This window comes from Allobosea sp. GW821-FHT03A12 (assembly GCF_058986765.1).
On sequence record NZ_JBYSVZ010000001.1, the window covers coordinates 1,139,208 to 1,165,385 of the forward strand.

At 67.3% G+C, this 26,178-nt stretch carries 21 protein-coding genes; 9 read left to right on the forward strand and 12 right to left on the reverse strand.

All coding sequences use genetic code 11. The features are described 5' to 3' along the window. The first annotated feature begins 46 nt into the window (after window positions 1-46). From acnA to AC3WLC_RS05365, 4 genes are all read left to right on the forward strand, one after another. Window positions 47-2,755, forward strand: a complete 2,709-nt coding sequence (acnA, locus tag AC3WLC_RS05350) for an aconitate hydratase AcnA (RefSeq protein WP_493682887.1) — start codon at window positions 47-49, stop codon at window positions 2,753-2,755. After that, entirely contained in the window at window positions 2,752-4,113 is a 1,362-nt protein-coding gene (locus tag AC3WLC_RS05355; RefSeq protein WP_493682888.1) for a dihydroorotase, read from the forward strand. The genes acnA and AC3WLC_RS05355 overlap by 4 nt, the downstream gene beginning before the upstream one ends. 18 nt (window positions 4,114-4,131) lie before the next feature. Beyond that, window positions 4,132-4,863, forward strand: a complete 732-nt coding sequence (locus AC3WLC_RS05360; protein ID WP_493682889.1) for an isochorismatase family protein — start codon at window positions 4,132-4,134, stop codon at window positions 4,861-4,863. Between the two features lie 111 nt (window positions 4,864-4,974). Further along, window positions 4,975-5,394 carry a RidA family protein gene (locus tag AC3WLC_RS05365; RefSeq protein WP_493682890.1) on the forward strand — a complete coding sequence of 140 codons (420 nt, stop codon included), beginning with the start codon at window positions 4,975-4,977 and terminating at the stop codon, window positions 5,392-5,394. A 12-nt stretch (window positions 5,395-5,406) separates the two neighbouring features. On the opposite strand, the gene AC3WLC_RS05370 is transcribed toward AC3WLC_RS05365, so the two are convergent. The 6 genes from AC3WLC_RS05370 to AC3WLC_RS05395 form a co-directional block, all read right to left on the reverse strand. Then, window positions 5,407-6,144, reverse strand: a complete 738-nt coding sequence (locus AC3WLC_RS05370) for a maleate cis-trans isomerase family protein (protein ID WP_493682891.1) — start codon at window positions 6,142-6,144, stop codon at window positions 5,407-5,409. A gap of 8 nt (window positions 6,145-6,152) precedes the next feature. Next, window positions 6,153-7,331 (reverse strand): FAD-dependent oxidoreductase, encoded by a 1,179-nt coding sequence (locus AC3WLC_RS05375; protein ID WP_493682892.1) that lies wholly within the window; start codon window positions 7,329-7,331, stop codon window positions 6,153-6,155. Between the two features lie 93 nt (window positions 7,332-7,424). Further along, complete coding sequence (locus AC3WLC_RS05380; protein ID WP_493682893.1) at window positions 7,425-8,513, reverse strand: ABC transporter ATP-binding protein; 1,089 nt, start codon at window positions 8,511-8,513, stop codon at window positions 7,425-7,427. A gap of 8 nt (window positions 8,514-8,521) precedes the next feature. Continuing rightward, the gene (locus tag AC3WLC_RS05385) at window positions 8,522-9,367 is read right to left on the reverse strand and encodes an ABC transporter permease (RefSeq protein ID WP_493682894.1); all 846 of its coding nucleotides are present in this window, start codon (window positions 9,365-9,367) and stop codon (window positions 8,522-8,524) included. A 3-nt stretch (window positions 9,368-9,370) separates the two neighbouring features. Further along, entirely contained in the window at window positions 9,371-10,549 is a 1,179-nt protein-coding gene (locus AC3WLC_RS05390) for an ABC transporter permease (RefSeq protein ID WP_493682895.1), read from the reverse strand. Between the two features lie 27 nt (window positions 10,550-10,576). Continuing rightward, the gene (locus tag AC3WLC_RS05395) at window positions 10,577-11,614 is read right to left on the reverse strand and encodes an ABC transporter substrate-binding protein (protein WP_493682896.1); all 1,038 of its coding nucleotides are present in this window, start codon (window positions 11,612-11,614) and stop codon (window positions 10,577-10,579) included. A gap of 176 nt (window positions 11,615-11,790) precedes the next feature. Here AC3WLC_RS05395 and AC3WLC_RS05400 point away from each other — a divergent pair, with 176 nt between their 5' ends. Further along, window positions 11,791-13,341: an aldehyde dehydrogenase gene (locus tag AC3WLC_RS05400; RefSeq protein ID WP_493682897.1), complete on the forward strand. Its 1,551-nt coding sequence runs from the start codon at window positions 11,791-11,793 to the stop codon at window positions 13,339-13,341. A 218-nt stretch (window positions 13,342-13,559) separates the two neighbouring features. Here the strand turns inward: AC3WLC_RS05400 and AC3WLC_RS05405 are convergent, their stop codons facing one another. Then, entirely contained in the window at window positions 13,560-14,372 is an 813-nt protein-coding gene (locus AC3WLC_RS05405) for a GntR family transcriptional regulator (protein ID WP_493682898.1), read from the reverse strand. Window positions 14,373-14,528: 156 nt separating this feature from the next. On the opposite strand from AC3WLC_RS05405, the gene AC3WLC_RS05410 reads away from it, so the two are divergent. Then, complete coding sequence (locus tag AC3WLC_RS05410; protein WP_493682899.1) at window positions 14,529-15,833, forward strand: aspartate aminotransferase family protein; 1,305 nt, start codon at window positions 14,529-14,531, stop codon at window positions 15,831-15,833. A gap of 34 nt (window positions 15,834-15,867) precedes the next feature. Here AC3WLC_RS05410 and hemC read toward each other — a convergent pair whose 3' ends face one another. Continuing rightward, window positions 15,868-16,812 (reverse strand): hydroxymethylbilane synthase, encoded by a 945-nt coding sequence (gene hemC, locus AC3WLC_RS05415; protein ID WP_493682900.1) that lies wholly within the window; start codon window positions 16,810-16,812, stop codon window positions 15,868-15,870. Between the two features lie 335 nt (window positions 16,813-17,147). Between hemC and AC3WLC_RS05420 the strand changes: the two genes are divergently transcribed. The 3 genes from AC3WLC_RS05420 (at window position 17,148) to rpiB (ending at window position 21,295) form a co-directional block, all read left to right on the forward strand. Then, window positions 17,148-18,047, forward strand: coding sequence for an ABC transporter substrate-binding protein (locus tag AC3WLC_RS05420; RefSeq protein WP_493682901.1), 900 nt, complete (start codon window positions 17,148-17,150; stop codon window positions 18,045-18,047). Next, on the forward strand, window positions 18,044-20,716 hold the full coding sequence (locus tag AC3WLC_RS05425) for an ATP-binding protein (protein ID WP_493682902.1): 2,673 nt from the start codon (window positions 18,044-18,046) through the stop codon (window positions 20,714-20,716). Before AC3WLC_RS05420 ends, AC3WLC_RS05425 begins: the two co-directional genes overlap by 4 nt. 129 nt (window positions 20,717-20,845) lie before the next feature. Then, complete coding sequence (rpiB, locus tag AC3WLC_RS05430; RefSeq protein ID WP_493682903.1) at window positions 20,846-21,295, forward strand: ribose 5-phosphate isomerase B; 450 nt, start codon at window positions 20,846-20,848, stop codon at window positions 21,293-21,295. 16 nt (window positions 21,296-21,311) lie between these two features. Here rpiB and AC3WLC_RS05435 read toward each other — a convergent pair whose 3' ends face one another. The 4 genes from AC3WLC_RS05435 to AC3WLC_RS05450 all read right to left on the reverse strand — a co-directional run bounded on the left by AC3WLC_RS05435 (window position 21,312) and on the right by AC3WLC_RS05450 (window position 26,057). After that, a complete protein-coding gene (locus tag AC3WLC_RS05435; RefSeq protein ID WP_493682904.1) occupies window positions 21,312-22,028 on the reverse strand; it encodes a response regulator in 717 nt (238 codons plus the stop codon). A gap of 229 nt (window positions 22,029-22,257) precedes the next feature. Then, complete coding sequence (locus AC3WLC_RS05440) at window positions 22,258-23,199, reverse strand: ABC transporter permease (RefSeq protein WP_493682905.1); 942 nt, start codon at window positions 23,197-23,199, stop codon at window positions 22,258-22,260. Then, window positions 23,165-24,124, reverse strand: a complete 960-nt coding sequence (locus AC3WLC_RS05445) for an ABC transporter permease (protein WP_493682906.1) — start codon at window positions 24,122-24,124, stop codon at window positions 23,165-23,167. The genes AC3WLC_RS05440 and AC3WLC_RS05445 overlap by 35 nt, the downstream gene beginning before the upstream one ends. A gap of 145 nt (window positions 24,125-24,269) precedes the next feature. Beyond that, entirely contained in the window at window positions 24,270-26,057 is a 1,788-nt protein-coding gene (locus AC3WLC_RS05450) for a peptide ABC transporter substrate-binding protein (RefSeq protein ID WP_493682907.1), read from the reverse strand. Window positions 26,058-26,178: the final 121 nt, after the last annotated feature.

Sequence of the window (26,178 nt, forward strand, 5' to 3'; positions counted from 1 at the left end):
TTTTCCCGGGGTGTTGAACGATGCGAGCCGCGGAATGGCCGGCGTCATGACGCCTGATGGTAGCCTGAAGATCGATGCCGGGGCCGGGACTTATGTCTCGGTCGCCAGCGCGGCGGAGCGTGCCGGCGTTGCTCTCGCCACGCTGCCCTATGCCTGCCGCGTCTTCGTCGAGAATCTCGAACGCGGCCGACTCTGCGATCCCAATATCGGCTCGGACGCGGTCGCGGCGATGCTGCATTGGCGCGACAACCAGGGCGTCGGCGTGCCGCTGACCGTCGGCCGCGTCATCCTGCCGGATTCGAGCGGCCTACCGGTGCTGCTCGATCTGGCTTCGTTGCGCGATGCCGTCGCCGAGGCCGGCTGCGATCCGGCCAGCGTCGAGCCGCGCATTCCCGTCGACGTCATCGTCGACCACTCCCTGCAGGTCGACGTCTCCGCCACGCCCGATGCGATGGCGCGCAACATGGCGCGCGAGTTCGAGCGCAATGGCGAGCGCTACAGCTTCCTGAAATGGGCGCAGCAGGCTTTTCGCTCCGTCCGCGTCTATCCGCCCGGCACCGGCATCATCCATCAGGTCAATCTGGAGCACATCGCCTACGTCGTCACGCGCGTCGCGACGCCGCTCGGCGAGATCGCCTGCCCGGACTTCGTCATCGGGGGCGATTCCCACACGCCGATGATCAACGGCATCGGCGTGCTCGGTTGGGGCGTCGGCGGCATCGAGGCGCAGGCGGCGATGCTAGGCCAGCCCTATGTCTTTCCGGTGCCTGAATTCGTCGGCGTCAAGCTGATCGGGGCGCTGCCTGCTGGCGCGACCACGACCGATCTCGTCCTCACCGTCACCGAGCGGCTGCGGCGCGAACGCGTCGTTGCGACGGTGATCGAATATTTCGGACCGGGCGCGGCGACTTTGTCGGTGCCGTCCCGGGCGACGCTCGCCAATATGGCGCCGGAATACGGCGCGACCGCCGGCTTCTTCCCGATCGACGCGCAGACCATCGCCTATCTCGCCCGCACGCGCTCGCCGGAGCAGGCCGCCTTCGTCGAAGCCTATGCGCGGGCCAATACCATGTTCCGCGAGCCCGGCCTGCCCGATCCGGACTATTCCCGTGTCATCGAAATAGATCTCGCCAAGGTCGGCCGCAGCGTCGCCGGGCCGCGCCGCCCGCAGGATCGGCTCGACCTTGCCGCCGTCGCGACGGATTTCACGAGCCGGCTACCGCAGCCGCTGGCGGAGGGCGGTTTCGCCGCCGATCCCGCCGCGGCCGTTCCGGTCTCGACGCCAGCAGGTTCAGCCGAGCTCCGGCACGGCGCGCTGGCGATCGCAGCCATCACCGCCTGCACCAACACCTCGAACCCCGCCGTGATGATCGCCGCGGGGCTGCTGGCGCGCAATGCGGTCGCGGCCGGGCTCACGGTCCCAGACTGGGTCAAGACCTCGCTGGCGCCGGGCTCGCGCGTGGTGACGCGCTATCTCGACGAGCTCGGCCTGCTGGCGCCGCTGGAGCAGCTCGGCTTCGGCGTCGTCGGCTATGGCTGCACCACCTGCGGTGGCAAGTCGGGCCCGCTGCTGCCGGTGATGGCGCAGGCGATCGATGCTGGTGGGCTGGTCGCCGCCGCCGCGCTCTCGGGTAATCGCAATTTCGAGGGCCGCATCCATCGCCAGGTGCGGGCCAACTACATCATGTCGCCGCCGCTGGTCGTCGCCTTCGCGCTGGCCGGGCGGATCGACATCGATCTCGAAAGCGAGCCGCTCAACGGGGCGGATGCGCAGAGGCCGGTCCGCCTCGCCGATCTCTGGCCGGGTGAGGAAGAGATCGCCACGCTTGCCGCCCGTGCCGGCGATGCACGCCTGTTCCGCGAGGTCTATGGCGATACACCCTCCGACCTGCTCTGGAACGAGCTTTTCGCGCCGACCGGGCTGCGCTTCGGCTGGAACCCGCAATCGAGCTATCTGGTCGAGCCGCCCTTCCTCGATCTCGCCCGCGAGCGGGCGCGCGAAGGTGTGCCGGAGGCCCTGCACGGGGCGCGCGTCCTCGGCGCCTATGGCGACTCGCTGACCACCGACCACATCTCGCCGAGCGGCGAGATCCCGGTCGACAGCCCGGCCGGACGCTATCTGATCGGGCTCGGCATCGAGCCGAAGGCGTTCAACACCTATGTCGGCCGGCGCTGCAATCACGAGGTGATGGCGCGCGCGACCTTCGCCAATCTGCGCATCAAGAACCAGATGGTGCCCGGCCGCGAGGGTGGCTGGACCAAGTTCCAGCCGGAGGGCGAGGTGGTCTCCGTCCACGAGGCGGCAAGCGCCTATGCAGAGCGTGGCGTGCCGCTGATCGTGCTCGGCGGCAAGGATTACGGCATGGGCTCCAGCCGCGACTGGGCGGCGAAGGGCTCGGCCCTGCTCGGTGTGCGCGCCGTCATCGCCGAGAGCTATGAGCGCATCCACCGCTCCAACCTGATCGGCATGGGCGTGGTGCCGCTGCGCTTCGCCGACGGCCAGGGTTGGCGCCAGCTCGGCCTCGATGGCAGCGAGAGCTTCGACGTCGAGGGGCTGTCGGCCGCGATCGATGGCACCGGCTCGGCCTCGGTCATCGCCACCGGTGCCAAAGGGCCGATCCGCTTCTCGGTCACCGCCGATGTCTCGACCCAGAGCGAGCGTGCCTGCCTGCGGGCCGGCGGCATCATGGCCGAGGTCCTCGCCTTCTTCACCCGGCGCGCCGCGCCGGTCCTGGTCACGACGGAGCATCCATGAGTTTCGATCTCTTGCTGGCGGGAGGCGAGATCGTCTTCCCGGGCGTTGGGGTCCGCACCGGCTCGGTCGCGGTCAAGGACGGGCGCATTGCGGCGCTGCTGGCACCGGGCGAGCAGGCGAGCGCCAAAGAGGTCGTCGATTGCCGCGGCAAATGGGTGATGCCCGGGCTGATCGACCCGCACACCCATATCGGCTTCGGCTCGAACGAGACCGATTTCGAGACGGAGTCGCGCTCGGCTGCCATTGGCGGCGTCACCGGCATGATGACCTTCCACCGCTCCAACGATTTGCGCCAGTCGACCGGGCCGTGGAAGGAGCGTGGCGAGAGCCAGTCGCTGATCGATTTCGGCTTCCATTTCGGCGTGACCAGCAAGCTGCATATCGAGACGCTGCCGGAATGCGCCGAGCGCTTCGGCGTGACCTCGATCAAGGTCTACCTGATGTACAAGGGCGCCTCGGGCGCAGCGAAGGGCTTCACCGAGATCGATGACGGCCTGCTCTACCGGGCGCTGCTGCAGGGCGCGCGCATCAAGGGCGGTGTCGTCGGCGTGCATTGCGAGAATGTCGAGGTCATTCCGGTCTTCCGCGAGCCGCTGAAGGAAGCCGGCCGCAACGACCTGCCGGTCTGGGACGAGCAGAGCCCGGGCTTCCTCGAGGCCGAGAACGTCTTCCGCGTGATCTATTTCGGCGAGAAGGCGCAGTGCCCGGTCAATATCGTCCACATGTCGAGCGCCGAGAGCCTGGAGATCGTGCGCCGGGCGAAGCGGCCGGGCCGCGCGCCGATCCATGTCGAGACCTGCAGCCATTACCTCGCACTGACCAGCCAGTCGCCGATCGGCTTCCTCGGCAAGGTCAATCCGCCGCTGCGGTCTGAGGCAGATGTCGAGGCACTGTGGGAGGGCGTGCGCGACGGCACGATCTCGACCATCGGCTCCGACCATGTGCCGCGCAAGCGCGAGACCAAGGGGCCGGACATCTGGAAGGCCAGCGCCGGCTTCCCCGGTCTTGGCACGCTGCTGCCGATCCTGATCCATGAGGGCGTGCACAAGCGCGGGCTGCCGATCGAGCAGATCGCCGCCGCCACCAGCGCCAATGTCGCCAGGCTCTATTCGATCCCGAACAAGGGCCACATCGCCGTCGGCATGGATGCCGACCTCGTCGTCGTCGATCCCGACAGGGAGGTCCTGGTCGATCCGGCGACGCAGGAATCGCACTCCGATTACTCGCCCTATGAGGGCATGCGCTTCAAGGGTGCGCCCGTTCGCACCATCCTGCGCGGCCGCACCATCGCCAGCGATGGCACCGTCGATCCCCAGGCCCGCGCGACGCCGGCCGGCCGCTATCTGCACCGCTCCTGAGACCGAAAGCTGAAGACGATGACCAAGCGAATCTGGGACGATTTCCTGACCGAGCGCGACAAGCAGGTCTATGCGCAGGCCGGCTATGGCAAGCGCGGCGGCTTCGGCAAGCGTCCGGCCCTGTTCATCATCGACGTCCAGTACAATTTCTGCGGCGACAAGCCGGAGGACATCCTGGAAGGCCTCAAGCAGTACCGCACCCATTGCGGCCCCGAGGCCTGGGCTGCGGTCGAGCACATCGTGCCGCTGCTGGAGCTGGCCCGTGAGAAGAACATCCCGGTCTTCTACACCGAGAGCGCCCGCCGGCCGGACATGATCGATTCCGGCGTTCAGGTCGGCAAGAACCATCGCGGCACCGAGAAGACCTCGACCGAGGGCACGCATGCGACGCAGACCGTCGCGCCGCTGGCGCCGCGACCGCAGGACATCCGCATCGGCAAGCGCAAGCCGTCCTGCTTCTTCGGCACCATCTTCATGAGCCATCTCAACTTCTTCGACGTCGATACGCTGATCCTGACCGGCTGCACCACCTCGGGCTGCCTGCGGGCGACGGCGGTCGACGCCTATTCCTATAATTTCAAGGTGGTGATCCCGGAGGAGACGGCCTTCGACCGCTTCCAGGCGAGCCATGCGATCAACCTGTTCGACCTCAACTGCAAATATGCCGACGTGATCCCGTCCGCCGAGGTGAAGGATTATCTCGGCGGCCTTTCCGTCCGCGACGACCTGCCGACTGGCGTGCAGGGCTGAGGCTTTCGCCAGACGTCATTCTCGGCCGAAGCGCAGCGGAGAGCCGGGAATCTCTGGACGAGTGTGCTCCAGAGCCCCATTCGGCATGAGATGCTCGGGACAGGCCCGAGCATGACGCCTGAGAGGACCCTTATGGCCGATCGCGAGATCATCGTCCCGGAATCGATGCGTGCCATCGTCGAGCGGGCCGGCTATGCGCCGGCCGTGCGCGTCGGCGAGATCGTCTATGTCGTCGGCCAGGTCGGCCGCACGGCCGATCTCCAGGTGATCGACGATCCGGCGGAGCAGTTCGCTGCCGCCTGGGAGAATGTCCGGATCGTGCTGGAGGCGGCCGGCTGCAGCTTCGCCGACATGGTCGACGTCACCACCTACCATGTCGGGATGACGCGCCATATGGACGTGTTCCGCGAGGTCAAGAACCGCCTCGTTCCCCGCGAGGGCTATGCCTGGACGCGGATCGGCGTCTCCGAGCTTGCCCATCCCGGCCTCTTGGTCGAGATCAAATGCGTCGCCCACCGGCCCGGCGGCTGAGCCGGGCCTCGCTTAGCCGAGCGTCGCGCTCAGTTTGGAGCACGCGCGATTGAACAGCGCACCGGGCTTCACGCCGGCCTGCTTCATCATCCACCAGGCGCAGCAGAGATTGGACGAGAGCAGCGGCGGGGCCGAACCCTCGGGGCGGGCCAGCATGGCCGGCAGGGTGATCATGCCGGTGCCGCTCATGACGATGGCGTCGATGCCGGCGGTCTCTACCTGGCGCAGGGCCTCCTCGACCTCTTCCGTGGTCAGTTCATAGGCGCGGAAAGTCTCGGAGACCTTGACCACCTGCGCGACGGTGAAGCCGGCGCCGGTCCAGTAGCCGGCAGCTTCCTCGGTCAGCCAGGCCGGGTAGGGCGAGAACAGGCAGATGCGCTTGGCGCCGATCGCCTTCAGCGCATGGCGGATTGCGCCGCTCGCGGTCTCCACCGGAGAGCCCGCCGCCTCAGAGAGACATGCGGCCAGGGCGTCGTCGGCGCTGGCGCCGAGCCGGTAGCTCGGCCCGGTCAGTGCGACGGTCGCTGCAGTGAGTTTCAGACTGCCGAAGGTCTTCAGTGCCGGCTCGTAGGAGGCGATATAGGCGCGGTTGCGCTGCTCCAGCGTCGTGTCCGGCATTACCGGCAGACGTGTGGCGTAGACCCGCGCGCCCGAGGAGATCAGCCGGTTCATCTCCGGCTCGACGGTGGGATTGGCCGGCGGGACGAGCACACCGAGCGCCGGCTGCGTGGCGAGTTGAGAAAGATCCATGGTGTCCCTCAGGCGGCGCGGGCAGGGCGCTCGAGCATGTCGAGCATCGCGGCGGCGGCGAGATAGTCGATGGCGCTGCTGCGCGAGGCGGCGAGGTCGCGCACCTTCTGCAGCCAGTCCTCGCCGCCGGCGACGTTGCGGTCGGTGCGCGGGATCAGCATCTCTTCGGCGACGCGCTTGCGCTCGGCGGCGGCTGCGACGACCAGTTCCGGCCGGTGCTCGCGCAAGGCGCGGATCATCGCCTCAGCCAGCGCTTTCGCATCGTGGATGCCGCAATTCATGTTCATGCCGCCGCGGGTGTTGGTGACATGAGCGCCGTCGCCGGCAAGGAAGGCACGGCCGACATGGTAGTGCGAGGCGACGCGGCGGCTGGCGCCGTAGACGTCGCGACCGAGCACCGTCGGCGGCGTGATCCAGCTCGGCATGACCTCGCGGATGCGGTCGGCGAACCAGCCGTCCTGGAGCGCGGTCTCGTCCGGCACGTCGCCCGGCACGCGGATGATGATGCGCCAGCAATCCGGCATCTTGAGGAAGCTCAGGGATTTTTGACCGTTGTGCAGATAGGTGATCGACGCGATCCCCGGAAGCACGGTGTCGAGGTCGTCCGAGGTCATCACGCGCAGGACCTTGTGCGGATAGACCATGCCGTCGAAGGGGATGCCGAGTGCCTCGCGCACGGCGCTGCGGGCGCCGTCGGTGCCGAGCAAATAGTCCGCGGCGATGGTCAGCTTCTGCCCGTCGCGATCGGCGGTGACGGAGACGCTATTCTCGTCCTGCGCAATCGCTTCGAAGCCGGTGCCGAACAGCACGCGCGCATTGGGGAGCGCCTCGATCTGCGCCAGCAGCAACGGCGTCAGGCGCGCTTGCTCCAGATGCAGCCGGAAGGGGAAGGGGGTGCGCTCGGCAAGATCGGCGAGGACGAACTCGGCGAAGGGGCCTTCCGGCGTGCGGTACTGGATGCGCTTGACGATCTCGCCCTCGGCCAGCATCGGCTGGAGCACGCCGAGCTCATCGAGGATCTCCAGCGTCGCCGGATGGAAGGTCGAGGCCTTCGAGGCGGCAGTGAGGGCGGCGCGCTTTTCGAGCACGACGACATCGACGCCCGCTCTGGCAAGGATCAGGGCCGCGACGAGGCCGACCGGCCCGGCGCCGGCTACGATCACTTGCGTTGTCAGGCTGGTGGTCATGGACATCCTCCGCAGCGGCGCCGAGCGCCGCGCATCTATTTGTATTAAGTATGCTACTTAATATGTTTTAGCAAGAGCGGCCAGAGTCGGCCGTCAGGTCTCTTCGGGGCCGAGCACGAGACAGTTCGCCGTCGCCCAGCCGACCGGGATGCGCTCGCCGCGCTGCAGAGCGGGCAGGCCGTCGCGGAAGGTCAGGCGGGCGGTGAAGCTGTCGGAGCCGCCGAGGCGCAGGCGCAGGCGGGTATGGTCGCCGTAATAGACGAGTTCCTCGATCACGGCGTCGAAGCGGTTCTCGCCGGCGGCGGCCGGGCCGATCAGGACCTTCTCGGGCCGCAGCGCCAGCACGGCGGGTGCGCCGACCGGCAGGTCGGTGCCCGCCATGGCGTGGACCTCGCTGCCATCGGAGAGGCGCAGGCGGCATTGGGCGCCGTCGCGGGCGGCAATGGTGCCGTCGAGCTTGTTGTTCTCGCCGATGAAGGAGGCGACGAAGGCATTGGCCGGCTTCTCGTAGATCTCGGTCGGCGGCGCCAGTTGCTGGATGCGGCCATGATGGAAGACGGCGACGCGGTTCGACATGGTCAGCGCCTCGCCCTGGTCATGGGTGACGTAGACCACGGTGACGCCGAGCTGCTCGTGGATGTGCTTGATCTCGAGCTGCATGTGCTCGCGCAATTGCTTGTCGAGCGCGCCGAGCGGCTCGTCCATCAGCACGAGCTTGGGCCGGAAGACCAGCGCGCGCGCGAGCGCGACGCGCTGCTGTTGGCCGCCGGAGAGCTGGGTCGGGCGCCGGTCGGCGAGATGGCCGAGCTTGACCATGTCGAGCGCGCCGCGAACCCTTTCCTCGCGCTCGGCGCGGCCGATGCTCTGCATCTCCATCGGAAAGGAGAGGTTGGCGGCGACGCTCATATGCGGGAACAGCGCATAGTTCTGGAAGACCACGCCGATGCCGCGCCGATGGGCCGGGACGTTGTTGAGTGGGCGGCCGTCGAAGGTGATGGTGCCGCCGGAGGGATCCTCGAAGCCGGCCAGCATCATCAGCGTCGTGGTCTTGCCCGAACCGGAGGGGCCGAGCAGCGTGACGAACTCGCCTCGCTCGACCGCGAAGTCGAGCGACTTCACGACTTGCGTCGTGCCGTCATAGCTCTTGGTGACCTTGTCGAAGACGATGATGGGGTCGCTCATGCTCGGGCTCATGCGGTCGGTCCGGAGGGAGAGGCCCCGCGGGCCTGGGCGCGCTTCCGGATGAATTCGTTCAGGGCCAGCAGCAGCACCGAGAACAGGATCAGCAGCACGGCGGCGGCGGCGATAGTCGGGCTCAGGAACTCGCGTAGGCCGGCATACATCTGGCGCGGCAAGGTGAACTGGCCGGGGCTGGCGATGAACAGCGCCACGATCAGCTCGTCGAAGGAGGTGGCGAAGGCGAAGAGCGCGCCCGTCGCCACGCCCGGCGCGATCAGCGGCAGCACGACGCGGCGGAAGGCGATCGCCGGATTGGCACCGAGGCTGGCGGCGGCGCGCAGCAGGTTCTGGTCGAAGGTCTGCAGCGAGGCCAGCACCGTCAGCAGCACGAAGGGCACCGACAACACGGTATGGGCGAGGATCAGGCCGGTCAGGGTCGAGCCGAGACCGACGAGCGACAGCGAGAAGTACATGGCGATCGCGGTGACGATGACCGGCGTCACCATCGGCAGCGACAGGATGGCGAGCAGCAGCGCCTTGCCGCGGAAGCGGCCGAGGAAGATGCCGAAGGCGGCGAGGGTGCCGAGCAGCGTCGCCAGGATCATGGTGGCGATGCCGACGACGAAGCTGTTCCAGGTGGCGCTGAGCCAGCGGCTGGAGGTGAAGAAGTCCTCGTACCAGCGCAGCGAGTAGCCCGGCGTCGGCAGCACCAGCAATTCACCCGAGGAGAGCGAGAGCGGGAAGACGACGACGATCGGCGCCACCAGGAAGAGCAGGATCAGGGCCGTGGCGAGCGCGAGCGCGAGGCGCCCGGCCGAGAGCTTGCGCGCAGGAGCGGAGGGAGCGGTGCCTGCCATCGCTCAGACCTTCACATTGCCGGAGCGGAAGCCGGGCACGATCAGCCGCGCGACGATGACGAGCAGCGCGGTCATCGCCATCAGCAGCGTCGCCAGCGCAGCGGCCATGCCCCAGTTCACCGAGGTGTTGGTGAAGAAGGCGATGAAATAGCTGACCATCTGGTCGCCGGAGCCGCCGACGAGAGCGGGCGTGATGTAGAAGCCGACCGAGAGCATGAACACCATCAGCGATCCCGCGGCGACGCCGGGCATGGTCAGTGGCAGATAGATGCGCAGGAAGCGGCGCCAGCCCGGCGCGCCGAGCGAGGCGGCGGCGCGCATATAGTCCGGCTTGATCCCCTTCATCACGCCATAGAGCGGCAGGATGGCGAAGGGCAGCAGCACATGGACCATGGCGAGATAGACGGCAAAGCGCGTGAAGATCATCGTCAGCGGCTGGTTGACGATGTCGAAGGCGAGCAGCAGCGCGTTGATCGGCCCTTCCCGCTGCAGGATGATGAACCAGGCCGTTGTCCGCACCAGGATCGAGGTCCAGAACGGGATCAGCACCAGCATCATCCCGGCATTGGCCCAGCCCTGCGGCAGGATCGAGAGGGTGTAGGCGACGGGATAGGCCAGCAACGCGCAGATCACCGTGACGATCAGGCTGATCTCGAAGGTGCGCCAGAACAGCGGCAGGAAGACCGCGTCCTCCGAGCCGGCATGGACGATGCCCTTGTCGGTCGGGCGCATGTCGAGCGAGCGCAGCAGATAGAGCGAGGTCCAGGGGCCGGTGGCGCGCTTGAACATGCGCCAGAGCTCAGGCTCGCCCCAGCGCGGATTGAGCGCGATCAGGCTGTCTTTCACTGGCGGAGCCAGCCGAGCAGAAGCGCGCGCAGCTTGCAGCAACAGGCTGCGCAGGCCGGTCTCCTCGAAGTTCAGGCGGCTGAGGACGGCCCCGGCCTCCTGGTTCTGTTGCGCGGCGCGCAGCTCCTCGACGATGGCCGCGAAGGCTTCGTCGGGCGGCAGGTCCTTGCCGTCCCAGGCGCGCAGCAAGGCGGTGGTGCGGGGCAGGGTGGTCGAGAACTCGGAATCATCGACCGCCCGATAGAGCGTCGCCCCGAGCGGGACGAGGAAGCTCAGCGTGACCAGGAGCAGGAGGGGCGCGATCAGCGCCGCCGCCAGCAGGTTCCGTCGTGACATGCCGAGTCCCCGTGCCCGCGCGCCGGCTTACTTCGCCAGCCAGGCGTTGAAGCGGGCCTCGAGATCCTCACCGTGCTCGACCCAGAACTCGGTGTTGATGAAGAGCCCTTCCTTGGCGTGGTTGGCGACCATGCCGGGGTTCTTCTTGATGACCTCGGGGTTGTTGGCGACGGCGGTGTTGGCCGGCGACACCGCCCAGTCCTGCGCCAGATTGGTCAGCGGCTTCTCGTCGGTCATGTAGCTGATCAGCTTCATGCCCTCGGCCTTGTTCGGCGAGTTGCGCACCACCGTCCAGTAGTCGAACGAGAACAGCAGCGTGTTCCACTGCACCGGGTACTTGGCGCCGCCCTCATTGGCGCGGATCGTGCGCCCGACATAACCGACGGCATAGGCGGCTTCGCCCGAGCCGACGAGCTGCAGCGGCTGCGTGCCCGACTTCCACCAGACGACATGCGGCTTGATCTGGTCAAGCTTGGCGAAGGCGCGCTTCTGCCCGTCCGGCGTCGCCAGCACCTTGTAGACATCGGCGGCCGGCACCCCGTCGGCGAGCAGGGCGATCTCCAGGGTCATCTTGGCGCCGGAGCGCAGCGAGCGCTTGCCGGGGAACTTCTGGACGTCCCAAAGCTCGGCATAGTTGGCCGGGCCGGTAGGGTTACGGGCCTGATCGTAGAACAGGCTGACGCCCCAGCCGACAGCGCCGGCGCCGCAGGCGGTGGTGCCCCCGGGGATGAACTTCTTCTGGTCGATGACGGTCCAGTCGAGCTTCTCGAAGACGCCGTCGTCGCAGCCGCGGGCGAGCTCGGGCGCCTCGACCATGATCACGTCGTAGGTGACGTCGTTCGACTTCACCATCGAATAGATCTTGGCCATCTCGCCGTTGTAGACGTCGTCGGCGACCTTGATGCCCTTCTCGGCGGCATAGCCCTGGAACAGGTGCTTGCGGGCATTGTCCTGGAAGCCGCCGCCGAAGCCGACGACCATCAGGTCGCGCGCCAAAGCGGGAGCCGCTGCTGCGGCCAGTCCGAGCGCGAACAGCCCCGCGCAGGCAAATCTCGTCGTCTTCATGCTCATCCCCTCGTTCTTATGGATATCAAGCCCGGGTTTCGACGGCCATCGACGGCAGTCAGGCTGCTGCGTCAAGCCGTCTGCCACCGGCGTGACAAGCGTATTGGTATTTTTGATATGATGATGATACATATCTGTCAACGGCAACCCGACGCCGTGCTCTCCAGGGACCTCCGATGACCGCAGCTACGCTCTCGCTCGATCCGATCTCGTCCGCGATCCGCCCGACCAAGCAGGATGCGGACCAGCGCTATCGCTATCAGCAGTATATCGATGGCGCCTTCGTCGATCCGGCGAGCAATGCCTGGCTGGAGACCTCTGATCCGGTGACCGGCGAGGACTGGGCCTGGGTGGCGCGCGGCGACAGCGCCGATGTCGAGCGGGCCGTCACGGCGGCGCATCGCGCTTTCTCGCAAGGGCCGTGGCCGGCGCTGTCGGCCTCGGGCCGCGGCGCGTTGATGCGCAAGCTCGGCGACCTCATCACCGAGAACGCCGACTGGCTGGCGCGGGTCGAGATGCGCGACAACGGCAAGCTCTTCGCCGAGCTCTCGATGCAGATGCGCTATATGGCGAACTATTATTACTACTATGGCGGGCTGGCCGATAAGATCGAAGGCACGGTGATCCCGACCGACAAGCCGGGCGTGTTCAACTACACCAAGCCGGAGCCGATCGGCGTCGTCGCCTGCATCATGCCCTGGAACTCGCCGCTGCCGCTGACCAGCCTGAAGCTGGCCCCGGCGCTGGCGGCCGGCTGCACCGTCGTGCTGAAGCCGTCGGAGTTCACCTCGGCCTCGCTGCTCGAATTCGTCAAGCTGGTCGAGGCGGCCGGCTTTCCCAAGGGCGTCGTCAACGTCATCACCGGCTTCGGCGCCGAGGTCGGCGACGCGCTGATCAGCCACCCGCTGGTCGAGCGCATCGCCTTCACCGGCGGGCCTGAAGCGGGGCGGATGATCAACGAGAAGGCCGCCCGCCACATGAAGCGCGTGACGCTGGAGCTTGGCGGCAAGTCGCCGAACATCGTCTTCGACGATGCCGAAATCGACCAGGCGGTGAAGGGCGCCGTCGCCGGCATCTTCGCGGCCTCGGGCCAGACCTGCGTAGCGGGCTCGCGCCTGCTGGTACAGGACACAATCCACGATGCCTTCGTCGAGCAGCTCAAGGCATTCATCGCCGATGTCAGGTTCGGCCACCCCTCAGATCAGGCGACGCAGGTCGCGCCGATCTCGACCAGGCCGCAACTCGAGAAGATCAAGTCCTATGTCGAGATCGCCAAGTCCGAGGGCGCACGCCTCGTCGCCGGTGGCGAGCCGGCCTCCGTGCCGGGCTATCCGAAAGGGCTCTTCTTCAAGCCGACCATCTTCGTCGACGTGAAGAACGGCATGCGCATCGCCCAGGAGGAGGTGTTCGGCCCGGTCCTGTCGGTGATCCGCTTCAAGGACGAGGACGAGGCAGTCCGCATCGCCAACGACACGCAGTTCGGCCTCGCCGCCGGCATCTGGACGCAGTCGATGCGCCGGGCGCTGACGATGGCGAACCGGGTCCGCGCCGGCACGGTCTGGGTCAACAATTACCGTTCGACCAGCACGACCTCGCCTTTCGGCGGCTTCAAGATGAGCGGTGTCGGCCGCGAGGGCGGTATCGCCGGCATTCGGGAGTACATGGAGACCAAGAGCGTCTGGATCTCGACGGCGACGGATATCCCGAACCCGTTCATCCGGCGCTGATTGAGCGGCACACAGCCTCTTCAGTCAGAAGGACGCACGCCGTCTTTCCGGGGCAGGCCGACAGGCCTGAGCCCGGAACCCAGCACCGATGCCGTCTCCGGAAAGATGCATCGATAGCAGTGCCAGGATAACGACCGGCATCGGTTCTGGGTTCCGGGCTCGCCGCTTCGCGTCGCCCCGGAATGACCGCGGTGCTTCTGTGTAAGACCAGCGCGCTCTCAGGAGGCGCCGCTGTCGGTGATCATCGCCTTCCAGGGCGTGCCGAGATTCTGGCCGTCGATCGAGTACTGCACGCGGTATTCGTAGCGGTCGGGCCGGTAGAGCGCCTGCAGCAATTCGATCAGGCGCCCGTCCTCGTCGCGGACATGGCGGGTCATCGCCACCAGCGGCGTGCCGATCGCGACGTCGAGATGCGGTGCCACATCGGAATCGGCGAGCACGGCCGTGATCTTCTCCTCGAAGCGGGCGAGCTTGACGCCCGCAGCGGCGAGCGTGGCCGAGACCGGCAGCGACGAGATCGCGGTACGCGGCACCAGCGGGGCGAGGTCGGCGGGGAGATAGCAGAGCGTGTGCGAGATAGGCGAGCGCTCGTCGCCGCGGACGCGCTCGATCCGCAAGAGCTCCGTACCGTCGGCGATGTCGAAGGTCTGGGCGAGCAAAGGCGAGGGACGGACGAAGTCATAGGCCAGCAGGGCGATCTTCGTCTTGCGGGCAAGCGAGATTTGGTTGTTGAGCAGCTGGCTCGCGGGCTCGCCCGCCTCGTTGGCCGGCGTCAGCGGAAAGGTGCCGCGGCCGCGCTGGCGCAGGACACGGCCCTCGCGCTCCAGCCTCTCCATCGCCTTGCGGATCGTGACCCGCGACACGCTGAAGGTCTCGGCGAGGTCGTCCTCGCTCGGGATCGGGGAGCCCTGCGGATAAGAGCCGTCCATGATCTTCTGGAGCAGCATGACGTAGACGCGGTGATAGAGCGGGATCACATCCCGTTCCGACGAAGGCCGCTCAGCCGCCGTACCCGTCTGCGGTCTCGCCATGGATTGCCTTTCCGGAATCGTCGTGGGGAATCGCTAGCATGTATGGTCTGGAATACCAATCAGGCCCGCTGCTCGCGGAAGTATGTTGTATTATGTTTATATCATTGATACCTATTTGGCTGTCTTGATGCCCACCGATGCCTATGTGAGACAGTGATGAGTGACAGCCTCGACGCCGCAGACCGCCAGCGCTTCGCCGGCTCCTATGCGCATCGCAAGACCGCGCTGTCCCATCTCGCCTATGGCGTCTCATCGACCCCGCGCGCGACGCAGAATCCGGTGGCGATCACGGTCGAGCGTGGCGACGGCGCTCATGTCGTCGACGTCGACGGTAACCGCTTTATCGACTACGCCCTCGGCTACGGCCCGCTGATCCTCGGCCACACGCCCCCGTCAGTGATCGCTGCCATCCAGGACGAGCTCGGCCGCGGCCTGCGGACCGCGAGCGTTCATCGCGGCGAGGCGGAGCTGGCCGAGCTGATCGCGGCCTGCGTGCCGTCGGCCGAGCAGACCAGCTTCGTCAGCACCGGCACCGAGGCGATCCAGCTCGCCCTGCGGGTCGCGCGTGCCGCGACGGGGCGCGTCAAGATCATCAAGTTTCGGGCCAATTATCATGGCTGGGCCGACGGCATCCATGTCGGCAACGCGATCGGCCAGGACGGCGCCTCGGCGCTCGGCCAGGACCCGCAGGCGGCGCAGAGCGTGACGCTGCTGGACTGGGGCGATGCCGAGCAGGTAGAGGCGGTGCTCGATTCAAGCTTCGCTGCCGTCATCGTCGAGCCGGCTGCGATCAATGGTGGCTGCTTCGAGCCGCCCCCCGGTTTCCTGGAGCGGCTGCGGACGGCGACACAACGGTGCGGTGCGCTCTTGATCTTCGACGAGGTGATCACCGGCTTCCGCCTCGCCCTTGGCGGCGCGCAGGAACGCTATGGCGTGACGCCCGATATCAGCGTGCTCGGCAAGGCGCTCGGCGCCGGCCTGCCGATCAGCGCGGTCTCGGGCAGCCGCGCGGCGATGGAGGTCCTCTCGAGCGGGCGGCTGATGCATCGCGGCACCTTCAACGGCAACCCGCTCTCGGTGGCAGCCGCGATCGCCTGCCTCAAGGTGCTGCAAGCCGAGCGCGGGGAAATCTATCCGCGCATGGACGGGTTCGCGGCGCGGCTGTGCGGCTTCCTGAACGATCAGGCCGTGCGTCGCGGCGTTCCGGTCCGGGCGCGCCAGGCTGGGGCGGCGCTGCAGATCTTCGCCGCCAAGGGGCCGGTCGAGACACTGCGCGACACGGCGAAGGTCGACAAGGACAAGACGCTGGTCTTCACCGGCGCCCTGCTCAGGCAGGGGGTGATGACCCTGCCGCGCGGCCTCTGCTATCTGTCATCCGCCCATAGCCTCGCCGATATCGAGGCGACCGAGGCGGCGATCGCAGCCGCCATGGAGACGATGGCGCAGTCGACGGCCGCGTGAGGCGGCCTGGATCGCAGCAGATGCTGCAGCCGTCTCAGGACTGCAGCATCTTGAAGTGGCTGCAGAATTCCCGGTAGCTCGACTGCAGGATCTTCTCGCCGCCGCGGATCTTCAGCGTCTCGGCGACGGCAAGCCCCAGCTCCTTCGCCTGCTCGCCCGGCTCGTCCTGCGTCGCGACGACCCGCTCATGGCCGTCGAGCGAGGTGATCTGGGCCTGCAGGCTCAGCCGCTCGTCCTGCCAGTTGCAGACGGCGCCGACGGGCAGGCTGCAGCCGGCCCCGAGCGCATGCATCATCTCGCGCTCGGCATCGACCTCGGCCCTGGTCTTGCGGCATTCGATCGAGCGCAGGATCTCGACCAGCTCGCTGTCCTCGCTGCGCGCCTCGATGCCCAGCGCCCCCTGGCCGACGGCATAGGGGAATGCGACGGGGTCGAGAAATGCCGACGACCTGTCGCCGAGACCGAGCCGCTCCAGCCCGGCATGGGCCAAGATGACGGCGTCGAGCGCGTCGTCACCTTCGATCTTGGCGAGGCGCGGGCCGATATTGCCGCGGATGGGCACGACGGTGACGTCGGGGCGCAGGCTCAGGATCTGCGCGCGCCGGCGCAGCGAGCCGGTGCCCACCCGGGCGCCTTCCGGCAAGTCTTCGAGCGCCGAGCCGCACAGCACATCGCGGGGGTCCTCGCGCTTGGGCACGGAGGCAAGCGTCAGCCCGTCGCGAAGAATGGTCGGCAGGTCCTTGAGCGAATGGACGACGAAATCGACGTCCTTTCGGAGCAGTTGCTCCTCATGCTCGGTCGTGAAGACGCCGATCATGCCGAACTGGTGGAACTCGGAGACCCGGTCGCGATCGGCGACCGTGGAAATCGGGCAAATCTCGAATTCGATGTGCGGATGCAATGCCTGAATTGAACCAATTACAAAGTTGGTTTGCGTCATGGCAAGGGGGCTGCGGCGGGTGCCAACGCGAAGAAGCATAATTCGTGAACCTGTTTGCGCCGTGCACGCGCGATCGCGCCCCGTCTAGCAGTTGCGATCCCGGAGTGAAAGTGCGGCAGATTCGCCGGCTCGAGAGTGTTCGCGAGCGCCTTTCGCGGTGTCTCATGCCCTGAAAATGCGGGGAATGGACCCGTTCTTGCTCTCGACGCGAACGGGTGGAGCGTGCAAATTGTCCACTAGGGAGCGGCTGGGCTCCTTTCCTCCATCTGGTTCGCCGTATGCACCGCCGCTCCCTCCTGGCTGCCCTGGCATCCTGCGGTCTTGCGCTATCGGGCCGAGCGGCGGGCTCGGCGGAACCGGCCAAGCGGATCTCGATGCTGATCGGACTGCCGCTCGACCATCCCATCGTGAGCGCGCGCGTGGCCGAGCTCTATCGGCTGCTGGCCGAGCGGGGCTGGGTCGAGGGCAAGAATCTGCGGGTCAGCTGGAGAGTCTGGGGAACGAGCGAGGAGGACCTTGCCCGGGGCGCCGCCGAGGTGGTCGCCGACGGCCCCGACATCATCGTCGTCGGCTCCAGCGCCGAAACTGCGGCCGTGCTGGCGAAGACCCGGCGGATTCCGGTGCTGTTCGGGACGGCTTCCGATCCGGTCGGGAGCGGCTTCGTGCGCTCGCTCGAACGCCCCGACGGAAACGCCACGGGCTTCAGCAACAACGATCCCGCCATGTCGGAGAAATGGGTCGAGCTCCTGGCCGAGATCGCGCCGGCGACGCGGCGCATCGGCGTGGTTTTCAATCCCCATACGACGCCGGCCGCCGGCGCGACCTATCTTGCGCGCCTGCGGGCAGCGGCGACTGGCGACGGGCCAGCCTTCGAGACGATCCAGGTGACCGAACCTGCCGCGATCGACCGAGAGATCGCCGGATTCGCCGGCAAGGGAGCGGGCGGCGGCCTGGTCTTCCTGCCGGACAGCTTCACCTACCGACATGCCGGGCTCTGCACCGCCGCTGCCGCGCGCCTGGCCCTCCCCGCCGTCTACCCGTTCGACACCTTCACCTTGCAGGGCGGGTTGATGTCCTATGCCGGGGCGCGCGAGGAGACGGCCGAGATGCTCGCCTCCTATATCGACCTCATCCTGCGCGGGGCCGACGTCGCCGAACTGCCGGTGCAGTTCTCGCGCAGCTTCGAGCTGGTCATCAACGAAAAGGCCGCCGCGGCCCTGGGGCTGAGCCTGCCGGCCTCGCTGCGGATCCGCGCGCAACGGATCCTGTCGTGACGCAAGATGGCACGACGGGGCTGGGCGGCTCCCAACGCCGGCGCGGTGAGCTCACCCGCAAATACGCGCTCTTCGTCGGCCTGGCGATCTGCCTTGCGCTCGGGGTCAACACGGCGATCTCGACCTTCTTCGCCTTCTCCGACCAGAGGGCGCTGCTGGTCCGGGTCCAGCAGGAGCAGGCCAGGGCGGCGGCCCAAAGGATCGGCGCCTTCGTCGCCGACATCATGGGGCATCTCGACTGGGCCTCCCAGAGCGGCGCCAGCAGCAACTCGCCGGAGGAGCGCCGGCTCGACGGTCTGCGGCTGATGCGGCAGGTCCCCGCCGTGCTGGAGCTGCGCCAGATCGACCCGGCGGGGCGCGAGCAGCTCCTGTTGTCGCGCTATGCGCGCGATCGGGCGGATGGCGGCACCGATTGGTCGACCGATCCCGGCTTCCAGGCTGCCCTGGCGCAGGGCAGCTTCCACGGCGAGGTCGAATTCCGGCGCGGCTCGGAACCGCATATGGTGCTGCTCAGGCGAGCGGCCTCGCCGCCGCACTGGGTCGCGCGGGCAACCGTCAACCTCGTCTTCATCCGCGAGCTGGTCTCGCGCCTCAAGGTCGGCGAGGCCGGCCGCGCCTATATCGTCACCCGCTCCGGACGCCTGATCGCCCACCCCGACCTGCGCTTCGTGCTGCGCAACACCAATCTCGCCACGCTCGTGAACGCGCATGAAGCCGCTGGAGCGGCCAGGGCGGGGCTGTCGGTGACGGATATCGAGGGGCGGCGCGTTCTCTCGGTCATGGCTGCGGTCCCGGATCTCGACTGGAACGTCGTGATCGACCTGCCGGAGAGCGAGGCCTTCGCGCCGATCCATGCCTCGATCCTGCGTTCGCTCACGGTGCTGCTGCTGGCCCTGCTGGTGGCGGTGCTGGCCGGCCTCATGCTCAGTCGCAAGCTGGTCGCGCCGATCAAGGCCCTCGGCGAGGGAGCGGCACGGATCGGCCGCGGCGAGCTCGATGCGCGGATTGCGATCCGCACGGGTGACGAGCTCCAGGAACTGGGCGACCAATTCAACGTGATGGCCGAGCGCCTGGCGGAAAGCCGGGCCGTGCTGGAGGACAAGGTCGTCGAGCGCACCGCGGCGCTGGAGCAGGCGCTGCAACTCGCCTCCGCCGGGCAGAAGGCGGCGGAGGAGGCGACGCGGGCCAAGTCCCGGTTCCTGGCGGTGGTCGGGCACGATATCCGTACGCCGCTCGCCGGTGTGCTCGGCGTCCTCGAGCTGATCGACCGCCGTCGCATGAGCCAGCGCGACCGCCGCCTCGTCGCCATGGCCGCGACCTCGGGCGAGGCGCTAGTCGATCTTGCCAATGCGACGCTCGACCTGTCGCGGCTGGAGGCCGGGACCGAAAGCCTCGACCGGCGCGATTTCGACCTCTGTGCTCTCCTCGCCGGCGCGGTGGCGCTGATGCGGCCGCTGGCCGAGCAGAAGGGGCTGGCGCTGACGCTGCGCCCACCGCCCGACGAACTGCGCCTGCACGGCGATGCCGGCAAGATCCACCGCATCCTGGTCAACCTGCTGCGCAATGCGATCAGCTTCACTGAAGCGGGAGAGGTGGTGCTGGCGGCCGAGCTGCAGCGCGCCTCGCCGGGGAAGGGGCTGGATCTGACATTGGCCGTTCGCGACACCGGCATCGGCATCGATTCGGCGATGCAACGTCAGATCTTCCGGGATTTCGTGCAGGTCGATCCGGAAACGGGACGGCGCAATGGCGGCGTCGGGCTCGGCCTGGCGATCTGCAGCAAGCTGGCGGAGCTGATGGGCGGCTCGATCTCCGTCGTCAGCGCCAAGGGGCAGGGCAGCACCTTCTCGGTCAGGTTGCCGGTGGCGGCGGCCAGGGCCGCGGCCCGCCCGGGCGAGGTCGCGGCGGGGCAGTTGCAGACGATCCTCGTGGTCGACGACGATCCCGTCACGCGAGAGGTCGCGCGACTCATGGTCGGCAAGGCCGGCCACAAGGTGCAGGCCGCGGCCTCCGGCGAAGCCGCGCTGAAGACGCTGCGCCGGCGGCCCTTCGATCTCGTGCTGCTCGACATGCACATGAGCGGGATCGATGGCATCGAGACCGCCCTGGCGATCCGCGAGATCACCGGCATCGCGCAGCCTCGGATCGTCGCGCTGACGGCCGATGTCTCGCCGGAGACGATGCGGCGGATGCGTGCGGCGGGGTTGACCACGATCCTGTCGAAGCCGATCACCTCCGCCGCCCTGTTGCAGGTGATCGGGCGCGGCAGCGCTCGTGGCGGCAAAAGCCAGGTCGTGGCGCTTTCGGCCGAGCAACCCGTCGATGCAGCCTTCTTCCGAACGCAGCGCGGCCTGATCGGCCATGAGCGCACAAGGCAGCTCGTGGCGCTGTTCGCGACGGTGTCGGGGACGATCCTGACCCAGATGCAAGCTGCTCTGCCAAGCCCCGACCGAGCCGAGCTGCGACGGCTCGCGCATCAATTGGGGAGCTCTGCCGGAGCGGTCGGCCTCGGGCAGGTCCTTGCTCTCGCGGCCGTCCTCGAACGCGATGCGGCAAGGGCCGACCGTGAAGCGCTCATGGCCGCGGTCGAGGCGCTCGGGCAGGCCCGCGAGGAGGCCCTGGACGCCTTGGCCGAGCTGGAGGAGGCTCCTGCTGCCGCTGCTGTTTGAGATCGAACAGCTCGAGGCGCTTTTCGATCAGGCCGCATCGCGAGGATCGGACACATTGACCGGACAAGGCGCGCCTGATCCAACCCGGCCGAGCCGTTGCCCGGCCTTGGGAAAAGGAACGATCTCGCCATGACAGCCAGCAACCGCGTCGTCCTCTCCAGCGACCATGCCGCCATCCAGCTCCGGCAGGCCATCGCCGCTCACGTCGCGGCGCAGGGCTGGGTCGTGGTCGATATCGGGCCGGCGATGGCGGAGAGCACGCCTTACCCGAAGCATGGTGAAGCGGCGGCGCGGCTCGTCGCCTCTGGCAACTGCCGGTTCGGCATCATCCTGTGCGGCACCGGCCAGGGCATCATGATGGCGGCGAACAAGGTCAAGGGCATCCGTTGCGGTGTCTGTGCCGACTCGTTCTCGGCCCGCATGATCCGCCAGCACAACGACGCCAACATGCTGTCGATCGGTGCGCGCGTGGTGGGCGAGGGGCTGGCGCTCGATATCGTCGATGCGTTCCTCGCGGCGGAGTTCGAAGGCGGCCGGCATGCGACGCGAGTGGAGATGATCGGAGCGCTCGAGGGCTAGCTCTGTCCGGAGCCGGTTAGATGCGCTCGACGGGGACGCCGATCTTGTAGCCCTTGCCGCTGACGGTCGCGATGATCCCCGATTTGGCGGTGTCCCCCAGCTTCTTGCGCAAGCGCGCGACCAGCGCATCGACGCTGCGGGCGTCGACATCGGTGAAGCGGTTGCTGATCACCTCGATCAGATAGTCGCGGCTGAGGGGATGGCCGTTGCTCTCGATCAGCGCGGCAAGCAGGTCGAACTCGCCACGGGTCAGGCGCATGGGCTCGCCATTGTTCATTGCGAGCTCGCGGCGCAGCAGGTCGATCGTGAACGGGCCGAAGATCGCCACGGTGTTGCGGCGCGCCGTGTCGCGCTCGGTCCGGCGGCGGCGCAGCAGCGAACGCGCCCTGGCGAGCAGGTCGCGCAGGTCGACCGGCTTGCTGACATAGTGGTCGCCGGCAAGCTCGAGCGCGACGATGCGATCGACATCGGCGTCGCGCCGGGTCACAAAGATGATGCCCGCATCCGAGGACGACTGGAGTTCTCGTGCTAGCTCCAGGCCGTCGCCGTCGGGCAGGACGACGTCGATGAAGATCAGGTCCGGCCTGAAACGCCGCACCGCCTGCCTGGCCTGGGCGATGGTCTCGGCCTCCTCGACCTGGAAGCCCTGATCGGTGAAATAGCCGGCGATCACCGCACGGGTGACAGGGTCGTCCTCGACGATGACGAGCCGGTCGCTGGATAGCGGATCCATCAGCTCTGCTTCCCCTGTCGGTGCCCCGATTCTGGCGCGATTCGGCCGGCGGACGATTCTACAGGGGCCGGTGCGCCGCAAGCGATGGAGCCTGTCAATGTTGATGGCTGTTCACCGCGCGGTCAAAGGCCTGACGGCTATCCACCGTCGGTTGGCCGGCGAGCGATATAAGATCGCCGCAGCGATGCCGCCAGGCCGGGTGCCGGCCTGGCGGCATCGCATCATGTGCTCAGATCACGCGGCGCGGGTCGAGCGCGTCGCGCAGGCCGTCGCCGATGAAGTTGATCGACAGCACGGTCAGGAAGATCGCCGCGCCCGGGAACAGGGCCCAGTGCGGGGCGGTGTCGAGATGGTCCTTGGCGTCGAAGAGCAGGCGCCCCCAGGTCGGGATATCCGGCGGGAAGCCAAGGCCGAGGAAGGAGAGCGTCGATTCCGCGATAATCGCCGAGGAGACCTCGATGGTCGAGGCGACGATCACCGGCCCGAGCGCGTTGGGCAGGATATGGCGTGTCATCTGGCGCATCTTGGTCGCGCCCTGGGCCTTGGCAGCCTCGACGAACTCCTTCTCGCGCAGCGACAGGAACTGCGCCCGCACCAGCCGGGCGACCGGCATCCAGCGCAGGCCGCCGATGACGACGACGATCAGGATGAAGACGCCGCCTTCGACGCCGAACACCGCCTTGAGCTGCTCGCGGAACAGATAGATCACCAGGAGCAGCAGCGGCAGCTGCGGCAGCGACAGGAACAGGTCGGTCACCCACATCAGCACGGGGTCGGCGATCTTGCGCGACATGCCGGCGAGGGCGCCGATCACGACGCCGACGGTGGTCGCGACCACCATGGCGGCGAGGCCGACGGCGAGCGAGATGCGCCCGCCATACATCATCCGCGCCAGGATATCCTGGCCGAGATCGTCGGTCCCGAACGGGTGAGCCCAGGATGGGCCCTGGAGCTGCGCCGAGAAGTCGATGTCGTTGATCGGGACGGGCCAGAACCAGGGGCCGACGACGACCCCGAGGATCAGCAGGCCGAGGATGACCACGCTCGCCATGGCGAGCTTGTGGCGGCGGAAGCGCCGCCAGGTTTCACGGCCGGGCGAGACCGAGACGGCCGCGCGGGCGGCAGCCACGGCCGGGTCAGCCGAAGGAGATGCGAGGGTCGAGCCAGCCATAGAGCAGGTCCGCAATGAGGTTGAACAGGACGACCAGGCAGGCGAAGACAAAGGTCACGGCCATGATCACGGGGGTGTCGTTGGCGAGGATCGCGTCGATCAGCAGCGAGCCGATGCCGGGGATCCGGAAGATCTGCTCGGTGACGATGGCGCCGCCGAAGACCGCCGGCATCTGCAGGGCGACGAGCGTCACCACCGGGATCAGCGCGTTGCGGGTGATGTGCCGGAGGGTGACCCGCTTCTCGCTGAGGCCCTTGGCGCGTGCCGTGGTGACGTAGTCGAGCCGGATCACGTCGAGCACGGCCGAGCGGACATAGCGCGTATACGATGCCGCCTGGAACAGGCCGAGCACGGTGATCGGCATGATCGCCTGGCGGAACATCTCCCAGTACCAACGCCAGCCGCTCGCTGCGATGTCGGAGCGGTAGACGAAGGGGAACCAGTCGAGCTTGATCGAGAACAGCAGGATCAGGAGCAGGCCGGTGAAGAAGGTCGGCAGCGAGAAGCCGACGAAGGCGAGGGTGTTGGCGATCTGGTCGAAGACCGAATAGGGCCGCGTCGCGGCGTAGATGCCGACCGGCAGCGCGATGCACAGCGCCAGGATCTGCGAGGTGCCGACGACGAAGAGCGTGGTCGGCACGCGCTGCAGGATCAGGGTGTCGACATTGATGCGGCTGGCGAAGGAGAAGCCCCAGTCGCCCTGCGCCATGGCCGAGAGCCAGCGCAGATAGCGTACCATGATCGGGTCGTTGAGGCCGAAGCTGGCGCGAATGGCTTCGCGCACCTCGGGCGGGACGTTGGGGTTGGTCGCCATCTCCGAGAACGGGTCGCCCGGCGCCAGCGCCAGGACCGTGAACAGGATCAGGCTGATGCCGAGCAGGCTTGGTATGGCGATGAGCAATCGCCGCAGAAGATAGGTCGCCATCAAGGATTCCCGTGAAGCGGGTGTCGCTAAAGCGAGCTGCCCGGGTCCGATAGCGACGAGACACCACCGGACCGGGACTGCTCGCGCGGAAGCGGCAGGAGCCGCTCGCGGACGGGATCAACCGTCCGCGAGCGACCGGCCGGCCTCAGGCGCGATACCAGGCCGCCAGGTTCCAGGTGTCGACGTCCCAGCCGCTGTGGTCGTGCATCAGATTGGTCACCGAAGCGGCGACGCGGGTGCGCGAGAGCAGCGGCAGGATGACGTTGGCTTCGCAGAAGATCTCGTCGACCTTGATCAGCAGCGCGGCGCGCTTGGCTGGGTCGAGCTCCTTCTGGGCAGCCTTGTAGGCCTCGTCGGCCGCCTTGTCCGAATAGCGCGAGACGTTCCGGCCCAGCCATTTGTTCTCCTTGGTGGCGATCTCCCAGGAGGTGAACTGGTTGAGGAAGCGCTCCGGATCGGGCTGGGGCTGCGTGGTCGTGTACATCTCCATGTCGACATAGAGCTTGGTGTAGGTGTCGGGGTTGCCGACGTCCGAGGAGAAGAACACCGACGCCGTCACCGACTTCAGTTCGAGGTCGATACCGGCCTTCTGGCAGGCCTGCTTGATGATCGCCTGTGTCTTCTGGCGCGGGGCGTTGATCGAGGTCTGGAAGACGTATTTGAGCTTCTTGCCGTCCTTCTCGCGGATGCCGTCGGAGCCCTTCTTCCAGCCGGCCTCGTCGAGGATCTTGTTGGCCTTGTCGATGTTGAATTCGTATTTCAGCTTCTGCGAGCGGAATTGCTTGGGCTCGTTGACGAAGCTCGCGGTCGCGGTGCCGCCGCGGCCGTAAATGAACTTCTGGACGGAGTCGCGGTCGATCAGCAGGTTGATCGCCTGGCGCACCTTCGGATCCGACAGGGTCGGATGCTTGGTCTTGACGCTGGAGCGCTCGCCATCGACCTCGGTCCAGGGATCGGTCGTGTTGAGGATGATGAACTCGATGTCGCCCGATGGCACGGCGCTGACCTTGCCGCGGCCGCCGGTCTCCATCTTCTTGAGGACCTCGTCCTCGACCTGCAGGTTCCAGGCATAGTCGAATTCGCCGGTCTGCAGCACGGCACGGGCCGCCGAAACGGCGTCGCCACCGCCCTTGACCTCGATCGTGTCGAAATGCGGCTGGTTCTTGACGTGGTAGTCCTCGTTGCGCGTGCCGGTGAGGATGTCGCCCGGCTTGAAGTCGACGAACTTGTAGGGACCGGTGCCGACCGGCTTCAGATTGCCGGGCGCCTCGCGCGACTTGGCGCCCTTGTACTCGCCGAAATGGTGCTTCGGGATGATCTGGCCTGTGACGCCGACGAAGGGGTCGGCCCAGAACGGCGTCGCTTCCTTGAAGATGACCTTGACAGTGTGGTCGTCGACCTTCTCGACCTTGATGTTTGTGTAGGCGCCGGAGGTGTAGGCGGCGGTCGCCGGATCGGCGGCATATTCCCAGGTGAAGACGACGTCGTCGGCGGTGAACGGCTTGCCGTCATGCCATTTGACGCCCTGCTTCAGCTTCCAGATCACCTCCTTGCCGTCGGCCGAAAGCCCGCCATTCGCCTTGGTCGGGACCTCGGCGGCAAGCTGCGGGGTGAGGTTGCCTTCCTTGTCCCAGCCGGCGAGCGGCTCGAAGAAGATGCGCCCGGCGATCTGATCCTTGGTGCCGCTGGCGAAATGCGGGTTGAGCAGCGTCGGCGCCTGCCAGAGCAAGATCTTCAGCGGCCCGCCGCCACCGGCCTTGGTCGGCTTGTACTGCAGCGAGGCCTGCGCCATCGCGACGTCGTTCCAGGCCAGGATCTGCGAAGCGATCGGCGCGGTGATGCCGACGGCAGCCAGTCTGCGAATGAAAGAGCGGCGGGAGATCGCGCCATCCTTCACGTTCTCGATCAAGCCGCTCAGCGTACGCTCGTCCATCATATTCCCCTGTTTTAGCTGGCCTATTATGAGGTGGCCCGAAGGGGAGCGTAATGCATGCCCGGCCCGGCGGCTATGCCCTGTTTCGGCCGTAATTCCGGCATTTCGCCTGGATAAGGGG